Origin of the sequence: Vibrio sp. V10_P2A27P122 (assembly GCF_963874335.1) — a bacterium.
In the GTDB taxonomy this organism is placed as follows: Bacteria; Pseudomonadota; Gammaproteobacteria; order Enterobacterales; family Vibrionaceae; genus Vibrio; species Vibrio anguillarum.
In genome coordinates this window covers 1-5,681 of sequence record NZ_CAWNHY010000103.1, presented here as the reverse complement: position 1 = coordinate 5,681, position 5,681 = coordinate 1, and the positions used below count along the sequence as shown (strand labels likewise).

Sequence of the window (5,681 nt, the reverse complement as noted above, 5' to 3'; positions counted from 1 at the left end):
CTATATATATGGGCTATGTATGGATTGTACGGAATGTTACTTTCGTCAAACAAGTTGATATGACTCAAGATTTGACAAATGATATACGTATAAATTACTCAAATTCGAAAAATAATGTGTCAGGAACAATGAAATTAGATGACCTAAACCTCTTTCGACTGGTTGTCGAAAATGGAAGCTATACCGCAACTTCTCGTAAAACAATGATCCCCGTTGCGACCATTACCCGACGCATTCAAGCATTGGAAGATTCTCTGAATCTTAGGTTGTTGAATCGCCATGCTCGAAAACTTTCGCTGACTGAAGCGGGTGAACGTTTTTTTCAAGAGTGCTCACCGTTGCTGCATCGCTTAGCTGCAACAGCAGAAGAGCTCACCGATGAATGTCGTGGCGCTTCAGGCAAACTAAGAATATCGTCACCATCTAATGTCACGAAACGCATGATGATGCCTATCTTCAATGCCTTCATGATGCAGTACCCAGATATCAACATAGAACTGACCACCAGCAATCAGGCCGATCAACTCGACCCAACCGAATGGGATGTCATTTTTAGAGTTGGCCCTCAACGAGACTCCAGTTTGATTGCGCGAAAAATTAATGAAGTGAAAGATGTGTTAGTCGCAAGCCCAGGGTATTTAGCAAAACACCCAGCACCAACCCATGCCGAAGAGCTCAGTAATCATTCATTATTGAAGGGATATCCTCTAGTAAAATGGCAGTTGACCAACAATAAAGGGGAATGCGTGGTCAATTGTGATACTGGTCGTTTTCAGGCCAACGCTTTAAACGTAGTGCGCAGCGCTTGCTCTGAGGGGCTGGGTATCACCTTAATGCCAGACGTGATGATTAAAGAATTTATCGAAGAAGGCAGCTTAGTCAGAGTACTGGAAGACTGGGTTTCCAACCCTCGTGATATTTATATGCTGTACAACCACAAGGATCATCTACCTGAAAAAGTCAGGCTATTTATTGATTTTGTGATTGCCTATCACATCCACTAGATTTTAGGCCCAGCATTGCTGGGCCATGAGTTATCGCAGCGGCAGATAGTCAATAAACTCGCTATAGAAACTCAATAAATTTACTCAAATCACGTTCAGGCACTTTCATTGGCGTGCACCCTGCAGTTCCTAGGTATAAGAAACCAACGATTTGATCATCGCCCTTAGCACCTAATGCTTGCCGAACGTGAGAGTGGAACATCCAGCTTCCCGAACGCCAGAAACCTTGAAAACCTTGTGCTACCGCAGCCATTTGCATCGCTTGTACTGCGCATCCCGCAGAGAGATGTTGTTCAATCGCTGGCACCTTTTCATGCTCCGTAACTTTCGCGATCACTGTGATTACCATGGGTGCTCGAAACGGTGCATTTTTCGCTTTTTCTATCTCTGCATCACTGCCGTTATCCGCTCGCACAGCAGACGCCAAAATGCCCGACAACTTTTGCAAACCCGCTCCCTGAGCAATCACGAAACGCCAAGGGGTTAAACCGCCATGATCGGGCGCTCGCAAGCCTGCTCTAATAATATTTTCCAAGACCAGGCCTTCAGGTGCAGGCGATGTGAGATTGGCGATTGAACGACGGTTAAGCAGCAACTCTAGTGCATCCATTTCGATTCCTTATTGATGATTTTCCATAAGCTTATACCAAACTGAGAATAACTCGCATAAAGAGATGACCTCATTGGTTATAAATGAAAAAAAGCGAGGATATTCCCTCGCCTAATTTAAGCAAACATATGAATGAAAACAGCCGAGATGACTACGGATAAAAACGTGCTTCAACCCCAGCTCGCGTCAGTAGCCCATCACAAGGAGCGAATTTATCGCCATACTTCTCAGCATGTTGATTCATCATTTCCACTAATTTCTTGATACCAATTTGGTCTATGTAACGGAATGGGCCGCCCAAAAACGGCGGGAAACCGATACCGAAAATCGCACCAATATCGCCATCTCGCGCACAACGAATTACGCCCTCATCCAAACAACGTACGGCTTCATTCAGCATAAGTAGCACGCAACGCAGCGCGATCTCCTTATCACTCTGTTTGGCATCTGGCGTTATTTTCAGCAATTTATAGATAGATTTGTCGATTTCTTTTTTCTTACCTTTATAGGTATAGAATCCCTTACCACTTTTACGCCCTTTGCGGTTGTCATTGAGCAGCAAATCAAATACGTCTGGTCCTTGAAAACGTGGGCCGAGTTCTTGCACTAGAATTGGCATGATTTTCGAGCCAACATCAATGCCCACTTCGTCCAATAACGTGATAGGGCCGACTGGGAAACCGAAACCGAGTAAAGCCGTATCTATCTTTTCAATCGACTCACCCGCCATCAGGATCTGCGCCGCTTCATTCATGTAAGGTGCAAGGATACGGTTAACATAAAAACCAGCGCAATCTTTGACCACAATCGGCGTTTTGCCCTGTTTTTTCGCCAAGGCCACCACTGTGGCTATCGTCTCTTGCGATGTGGTTTGATGAGGGATCACTTCCACCAGAGGCATTTTTTCAACAGGACTGAAATAGTGCAATCCAATCACATTCTCTGGACGCGCCGCCTTCGCTGCAATTTTCTGGATTGGAAGCGAAGAAGTATTCGTCGCAAAAATGGTGCTGGTTTTGGCATTCGCTTCAACATCAGCCACCATTTGCTGCTTAAGCGTGAGATCTTCAAATACCGCTTCAATGACAACATCGATATGCTGGTAACTGGTAAAATCAATCCCGCCAGACAATTGCGCCATTTTTGTCTGCATCTGCGCTTTGGATAAAATGCGACGCTTGCGCTGTTTATCGAATAATTTGTAGTTGTAATTGAGCGCGTTTAATACCCCATCATTCGAAACATCTTTGATTCGTACGGGAACCCTGGCTTTTGCAACGCTAACATGGCTGATCCCTGCCCCCATTAAACCACCGCCCAATACGCCGATACGTTTCACGGTTTGAGGTTTTGCGTCGCTGCCCGTCTCTTTTTTCATTTCGGTGGTGGCAAAGAAAATCGAGCGCAGTGCTTTGGATTCCGAGCTCATCACCAAATCACCAAATCGCTTCGCTTCAAGCTCTAACCCGGCTTTCAAACCACGATCTAAACCGTGACGGATCACCTCTAAAATCGCGTCTGCGGCTGGGTAATTACCTCGTGTTTTTTGCTTAGTCTTTTTAGCGGCCTGATCAAAAATTAATTTGCGACCAAGCTGCGTATGAGAAATTAATTTCTCTTTGGCCGACGTATTGGCCTGATGACGTTTTTTCCCAGAATTATCGAGCACATACTTCTTGGCCACATCCAGCAAGATAGTCTCTGCTACGCAAGCATCAATAACACCCAGCTGTTTTGCTTTTTTTGCGCGCAGCTGTTTACCCGTCAAAATCAAGTCGAGAGAAGGTAACAAACCAATCAAACGCGGCAACCGCTGCGTTCCACCGGAGCCTGGCAGCAAGCCTAATTGCACTTCGGGCAAACCCAAACGCGTGATATCCGCGTCGCTGCACACCCGGTAGTGACAAGCCAGCGCCAGCTCTAAACCACCACCTAAGCATGGGCCATGAATCGCGGCAACCACTGGGAATAGCAAATCCGATAAGGTTTGAAACATCTCCTGACCTTGCTTGGCCAAGGCTTGTGCTTCGCTGGCCGATTGGCAAGCGTTCAGCATACGGACATCCGCTCCAGCAATGAAATTATCTGGCTTAAGCGAGTGAATCACCATCCCCTTTAGGCTGGTTTTTTGAGCCTCCAAGGTCGCAAAAACCTCTTGCATCTCTTGGGCAAACGCCGCTTGTAGCGTATTCATTTTTTCGCCGGGAACATCAATCGCCAGCCACGCAATATTTTGTTCATCAATCGTTAAATGAAAAGCTTTCTCTGTGCTCATTATTCAACCTCCAAAATCATTGCCGCGCCCAAACCACCCGCTGCACAAGCGGTATTCAGCCCTAAACCACCACCACGTCGTTTTAGTTCACGCAGTGTTTGTGTGATCATGCGCGCACCCGTCGCCGCAAAGGGGTGACCATACGCAATAGAGCCACCTAGCACATTAAATTTATCCATATCAATTTCGCCAATCGCTTTTGCTCGACCAAGATGTTCCTGTGCAAACTTATCACTGGCGAACATTTTCATATTAGAGAGGGTTTGCGCGGCAAACGCTTCATGCATGTCAATCAATGTGAGATCGGAAAGCTCAATACCTGCACGTTGTAAGGCTAACGGTGTCGCATAAGACGGTCCCATTAACATATCGTGTTCAACACCAATCGCTGAAAAAGCGTAAGAACGGATATAACCCATAATCTCCAAACCAAGCTCTTTAGCACGGCCTTCACGCATTAATAGAATAGCGGCAGCGCCATCGGTGAGTGGTGTGCTGTTGGCGGCCGTCACGCTACCATATTGCCTATCAAACGCTGGACGTAACTTGGCATAACCTTCCAGAGTCGAGTCATGACGAATATTGTTATCTTCAGCGATCCACTTTTTATAGGGCTCTGGGAATGCAGTCATGACTTCGCCTTGGATTTTGCCCTCTTTCCAAGCTTGTGAAGCTAGAGAGTGAGAACGATGTGCCAAAGCATCTTGATCCAGTCGGCTTATGTGATGAGATTTTGCCATCTGCTCAGCCGTTTGCCCCATCGAAAGGCCCGTTGAATATTCAGCGACCGCGGGGGGGACTGGCATTAAATCTTTAAAAGATAATGATTTTAAGATACTGAGTTTCTGAGCAACGGTTTTGGTTTTACTTAAAGCGAGTAGCTAGCGGCTAATTTTTTAGACACTCCAATCGGCAAAACGGAAGACGAATCGGCACCACCAGCCATACCAATATCAATCGTGCCAGCCATTATGCTTTCAGCCACATTCACCGCCGCCTGAAAACTGGTAGCGCACGCTCGTGTGACGCTGTACGCATCGGTATGGATGCTCATTCCTGTGCCTAAAACGATCTCACGCGCGATGTTTGGTGCCTCAGGCATTTGCACGACTTGTCCAAAGACGAGTTGTTCGATCAATTTAGGATCGAGTTCCGTTCGCGCAAGCAGTTCACTCACCACCATCTTGCCTAAATCGACTGCAGGAACTTGACTAAATTCGGTACTTTGACGCGCAAAAGGGGTACGCAACCCCGCGACGATAGCCACACGCTCACCAGAGCGCGTTTTGACTTCCTGTTTGCCCATTGTTTCTCCTTAGAATAGAGGTCTGACCTGGCACATTGTAACGAGGTTGTTAAAACAATCAAACAAGTGTTTAAATAAACGTGATATTCGCATCGAATCGAAGAAAGTAATGTAGGGAAAGGAGATGGATAATCACTTAATCTTTAAATGAATAATGGAGTTATACCCAAACAACTTGGAGTTGCAGGTAGGCGGCAAGTGAGTGAGTCCCCATGAGCATAGGCAAACTATGTGATTGGGGTAAACGAACGTAGCCAACACCGCTGTGGCTTCAAGTAGGAAGAGTATATAAGCAAAAAAAAACCACACAATAATGTGTGGTCGGAATATATAAAGCAATTAACTTACGCCAATTGAAATAATCAGTTTCCTGATTAGGAGAAAGTAAAGTCAGCCTTCAAAAGGAAGTGTCATCTTGCTCAACATGTTAGTCGCAATGACTAACGAGATGACAAGGTGTACTATAGCCACTTCGTGCTATGAGAT

General features: G+C 46.0%; 3 protein-coding genes and 1 pseudogene. 1 reads left to right on the top strand and 3 read right to left on the bottom strand.

Annotated elements, in window-relative coordinates; genetic code table 11:
- Nucleotides 1-128 precede the first annotated feature (128 nt).
- Nucleotides 129-1,004 carry a LysR family transcriptional regulator gene (locus AACQ17_RS05460; RefSeq protein ID WP_026027659.1) on the top strand — a complete coding sequence of 292 codons (876 nt, stop codon included), beginning with the start codon at nucleotides 129-131 and terminating at the stop codon, nucleotides 1,002-1,004.
- Nucleotides 1,005-1,065: 61 nt separating this feature from the next.
- Here the strand turns inward: AACQ17_RS05460 and AACQ17_RS05455 are convergent, their stop codons facing one another.
- The 3 genes and pseudogenes from AACQ17_RS05455 to fadI form a co-directional block, all read right to left on the bottom strand.
- Nucleotides 1,066-1,614, bottom strand: coding sequence for an NAD(P)H nitroreductase (locus tag AACQ17_RS05455; protein ID WP_013857243.1), 549 nt, complete (start codon nucleotides 1,612-1,614; stop codon nucleotides 1,066-1,068).
- Nucleotides 1,615-1,765: 151 nt separating this feature from the next.
- Complete coding sequence (gene fadJ / locus AACQ17_RS05450) at nucleotides 1,766-3,889, bottom strand: fatty acid oxidation complex subunit alpha FadJ (RefSeq protein WP_094167790.1); 2,124 nt, start codon at nucleotides 3,887-3,889, stop codon at nucleotides 1,766-1,768.
- Nucleotides 3,889-5,195: pseudogene (gene fadI / locus AACQ17_RS05445) on the bottom strand (acetyl-CoA C-acyltransferase FadI). The gene fadJ and the pseudogene fadI overlap by 1 nt, the downstream one beginning before the upstream one ends.
- Nucleotides 5,196-5,681 lie beyond the last annotated feature (486 nt).